Source organism: Streptomyces sp. CO7, assembly GCF_053474865.1.
On the sequence record NZ_JBRIOU010000004.1, the window covers coordinates 406,424 to 410,119 of the forward strand.

The window sequence follows — 3,696 nt, forward strand, 5'->3', positions numbered from 1 at the left end:
GGGCCACGGGGATCAGGTAGGGGGCCATCGGAGGATCTCCTTCCCTCGCGGGCGTGCGGAGGCGGGCCTGCGCGGGCTCGCGGAGGCGGTCGGCTTGGTCGCGGTCAGAGGGCGGTCGCGGTCGTGGTGCAGCGTGGCACGGGGCACCGACAGCCGGTGCGGTTCACGCGACGCCGAGGTCTCGGACGAGGGCTCCGGTTCCGGACCCCGGCGCGCTGCCGGGGTCCGGAACCGGAGTCATCCGTCGTGCTCCCTCCCCCTCATCATGAACTGCGGTGCCACGCCACCGCATTGCCGGATTCCGGCAGTGTTGACTAAGGTCAGCCTTCCGGAGAAGCGTCAAGAACACGTCAAGATTTGGGGGTGGGGCGATGCCGTCCGGGGTGGAACCGGCGACGTTCCTGGCGGGGTTCGACCGGATGCTCGCGGAGGTAGCGGCCACCGGGCGCCGTCTGAGCCGCGACGAACTGGAGTCCCGACGGGAGTTGGGTGAGCAGGCCGCGGAGGCCGGGCTGGGGCTGCGCAGGATGGTCAGCGCGCACTTGACGGCGGCCCGGGACGCCTGGCCCTCGTCCGCCGACGGACGTCCCGGGAACTCGAGTTCGACGGACTGCGCGCTGGCCGCGGTGCAGCAGGCGGTCGACTCGTTCGCCGAGGGGTACGAGCGGGCGCAGCGGCAGGCGATCCGCCAGGAGGAGGCGGCGCGGCGGGAGTTCATCGACGACCTGCTGCTCGGCCGCAGCGACCTTGGCCGGCTGGCCGAGCGCGCCGAGCGGTTCGGGCTGCGGCTGGCGCGGGCGCACGCGGTGGCGGTGGCCGAAGGGCCGGCCGCGTACGAGGAGGGCGACGCGGTACCGCGGCAGGTGGCGCGGGCGATGACCGCGCGGTTCGACAGCCGGCGCATCCTGGTCACGACCAAGGACGGCCGGCTGCTGTGCGTCGCGCCCGGCGACGCGGAGGACGTCCTCCACTGGTTCGCCAAGCAGGCGTACGCGGCGACGGACGGCGGTCGGGTGGCGGTGGGGCGTTCCCACGGCGGCCCCGGGGGTGTCGTCCAGTCGTACGAGGAGGCGCTGAGCACCCTGGAGATGGCCGAGCGGCTGGGGTTCGACGGGCCGGTGCTGATGGCGGCGGACCTGCTGGTCTACCCGGTGCTGGCACGGGACCGGCAGGCGCTGGCGGACCTGGTGGTGAGCGCGCTGGGCCCGCTGCGGGGGGCCCGGGGCGGGGCGCAGCCGCTGCTGGACACGCTCACGGCGTACTTCGACTCCGGGTGCGTGGCGGCCGAGGCGGCGCGGCGGCTGTCGCTGAGCGTGCGGGCGCTGACCTACCGGCTGGAGAGGATCCGCAAGCTGACGGGCGCGGACGCGGCGGACCCCGCGCACCGCTACACGCTGCAGACCGCGGCGATCGGCGCCCGCCTCCTCAACTGGCCCACCCAGGAACTCTGACCGGGCCCGGGGCACCTGGCATCGGGCCCTCGCGTCGGGCGTCAGCCCCCGTGCGTCAGGCCCCGGCCGGAGCCCTGCGGACGGACGGGCTGCGGACGGACGGGCTGCGGGCGCCGGGCGGACCTCCGAGGACGGGCCCCGGGCATCGGGCAGACCCGGCCTCAGGCTCCCCGGGCCCCGGGCGGACCTCGGCGGGCGGGTCGCTGTCGACGGACCCCGGGCTCCGGGCTCCGGGCGGACCGCTTGCGGAAGGGACCCCGGGCGTCACGCGGACCGCTTGCGGGAGGCCGCCTTCTTCGCGGGGGTCTTCTTCGCGGCCGCCTTCTTGCCGCCGCTGCCGGAGCTCGTGGACTTCTTGGAGGAGCCGGAACCCGAGCCCCCGGAACCGGCGCGGGAGGAGGCCGTCTTCTTGGCGGTGGTCTTCTTCGCCGCCGTGGAGGTGGACTTCTTGCCGGAGGTGTCCTTCGGCGTCGTGCGCGACCGGTTCATCTCGCGCACCTCCCCGCTCTCGCCGCGCGACTCCTGCGCCGCGCGGACGCTGTTCTCCAGCGCGGCCATCAGGTCGAGCACCTTGCCGCCGCCCGCGGGCGCCTCCGGCAAGGCCGGTGCCTCCTGGCCCGAGGCCTTGGCGGCGACCATCTCCTCCACCGCCTCGCGGTACTCGTCGTGCAGGTCGTCCATGTCGACCTCGCCGAGCGTGTCCATCAGCGCGTCCGCCAGGTCCAGCTCCTGGTCGCGGATCTTCACGTCCCCCTCCGGGGCCACACCCGCCGGCTGCCGGATCTCGTCGGGCCACAGCAGACCGTGCATGACGATCGCCTCCTCCACCACCCGCAGCATCCCCAGCCGCTCCCGCCCGCGCAGGGCGAACTTGGCGATGGCGACCTTGTTGCTGCGCTTGAGCGCCTCCCGCAGCAGCGTGTACGGCTTGGCGGCCTGCGCGCCGCCGGCCGCGAGGTAGTAGGCGGACTCCATCTGCATCGGGTCGATCCGCTCGGACGGCACGAAGGCGACGATCTCGATGGTCTTGGCGGTCGGGATGGGGAGCTGCTGGAGGTCCTCGTCGGTGATGGGGATCATCGAGCCGTCCGACTCCTCGTACGCCTTGCCGATCTCGGACTGGCTGACCTCCTTGTCCTCCAGCTCGCAGACCTTGCGGTAGCGGATCCGGCCGCCGTCCTCGGTGTGGATCTGCCGGAAGGAGACGTTGTGGTTCTCGGTCGCGTTCACCAGCTTGATCGGGATGCTGACCAGGCCGAAGGAGATGGCGCCGTTCCAGATCGATCGCACGTTCAGCACCCTTTCGCCGGAGTTGCACCGATATGGCCATGATGCGTGGGATTCTCATCGTATGACGCCGATCACAGAGGTGGAGGGGCGGAGGATCCCGCTCTCCAACCTGGAGAAGGTGATCCATCCGGAGGACGGCTTCACCAAGGGGGAGCTGCTGCACTACTACGCGACGGCCGCGGGGGCGCTGCTGCCGCACCTGCGGGACCGGCCGGTGTCCTTCCTGCGGTATCCCGACGGGCCGCACGGTCAGGTGTTCTTCGCCAAGAACGTGCCGCCCGGTACGCCCGAGTGGGTCACCACGGCGGACGTCCCGCGGTCGGACGGGCCGTCGCGGATGGTGATGGTGCAGGACCTCCCCTCGCTGATGTGGACGGCGAACCTGGTGACCGAGTTCCACACCCACCAGTGGCTCGCCGACGCCCCCGGGGAGGCGGACCGGCTGGTGTTCGACCTGGACCCGGGGCCCCCGGCCGGGCTGGAGGAGTGCTGCGAGGTGGCCCTGTGGCTGCGGGACCGGCTGGCCGGGGACGGGATCGAGGCGTACCCGAAGACCTCCGGCTCCAAGGGCCTGCACCTGCTGGCGGCGGTGCGGGGCGCGTCGTCCGAGCGGACCAGCGCGTACGCGAAGGCGCTGGCGGTCGAGGCGGAGGCGGCGATGCCGCGGCTGGTGCTGCACCGGATGACGCGGAGCCTTCGGCCCGGGAAGGTGTTCGTCGACTGGAGCCAGAACGCGGCGAAGAAGACGACGGCCACGCCGTACACGGTGCGGGCCAGGCCGACGGCGGCGGTGTCGGCGCCGGTGTCCTGGGAGGAGGTCGCCTCCGGCGCGCCGGAACGGCTGACCCTGCGGGCGCCGGACGTCCTGGCCCGCCTGGAGCGGGACGGCGACCTCATGGCGGGCCTGCTGACCCCGGACGGGGCCGCCCCGCTGCCCACCTGACCCACCCCGGGC

3 protein-coding genes are annotated in these 3,696 nt (G+C 73.3%); 2 read left to right on the forward strand and 1 reads right to left on the reverse strand.

The window, feature by feature from the left end:
• Positions 1-371 precede the first annotated feature (371 nt).
• Entirely contained in the window at positions 372-1,451 is a 1,080-nt protein-coding gene (locus ACOV8S_RS14630; RefSeq protein ID WP_448318239.1) for a PucR family transcriptional regulator, read from the forward strand.
• Between the two features lie 264 nt (positions 1,452-1,715).
• On the opposite strand, the gene ku is transcribed toward ACOV8S_RS14630, so the two are convergent.
• Positions 1,716-2,741: a non-homologous end joining protein Ku gene (gene ku, locus ACOV8S_RS14635; RefSeq protein ID WP_448318240.1), complete on the reverse strand. Its 1,026-nt coding sequence runs from the start codon at positions 2,739-2,741 to the stop codon at positions 1,716-1,718.
• A 61-nt stretch (positions 2,742-2,802) separates the two neighbouring features.
• Here ku and ligD point away from each other — a divergent pair, with 61 nt between their 5' ends.
• The gene (gene ligD, locus ACOV8S_RS14640) at positions 2,803-3,684 is read left to right on the forward strand and encodes a non-homologous end-joining DNA ligase (RefSeq protein ID WP_448318241.1); all 882 of its coding nucleotides are present in this window, start codon (positions 2,803-2,805) and stop codon (positions 3,682-3,684) included.
• Positions 3,685-3,696: the final 12 nt, after the last annotated feature.